Source organism: Ligilactobacillus equi DSM 15833 = JCM 10991, from assembly GCF_001435735.1.
In the GTDB taxonomy this organism is placed as follows: domain Bacteria; phylum Bacillota; class Bacilli; order Lactobacillales; family Lactobacillaceae; genus Ligilactobacillus; species Ligilactobacillus equi.
The window spans coordinates 1-521 of record NZ_AZFH01000014.1 but is presented as its reverse complement, the minus strand read 5'-3'; the positions used below and the strand labels follow the sequence as shown (position 1 = coordinate 521).

General features: G+C 35.1%; 1 protein-coding gene. It reads left to right on the top strand.

Annotation, left to right across the window (positions count from 1 at the left end; translation table 11 throughout):
* A partial coding sequence (locus FC36_RS02385; RefSeq protein WP_156409500.1) for an RNA-guided endonuclease TnpB family protein occupies nucleotides 1-423 on the top strand: 423 nt, incomplete at its 5' end.
* Between the last annotated feature and the right edge of the window lie 98 nt (nucleotides 424-521).

The window sequence follows — 521 nt, the reverse complement described above, 5'->3', positions numbered from 1 at the left end:
ATGGCAGATATTAATCACTGCTTATCTAAGACACTTGTTGAACGATATGGTCAAAACACTTTGTTTGTATTAGAAGACTTAACTAATGTTACTTTTGAAAAATCTAATTCCAATAAAGACCAGACTAGAGAATTACACTCATGGTCATTTTACGATTTGCAGACTAAATTAACTTACAAGGCTCAAAGAAATCAAAGCCAAGTGCTAATTGTGTCTGCAAATTATACTAGTCAACGTTGTCCTCGATGTGGTCAGATTAGAAAAGAAAACCGTAATCACTCTTTACATGAATATAAGTGTGTGAATTGCGGATTCAGAACGAATGATGACCGTGTAGGAGCAATGAATTTACAAGAATTAGGTAAACAATATATCTCAGGTGTTGAGAGACTAAAATTTGAATTAAATAACGTTACTGACTGATATGTTGGTAATAAAGGGTGTTGTCAACCACCCAAACGTAGCCACATCAATGTAGGAGATTAGGCTTGCCTAACCGTTTGAACTACTGACACGCAAGT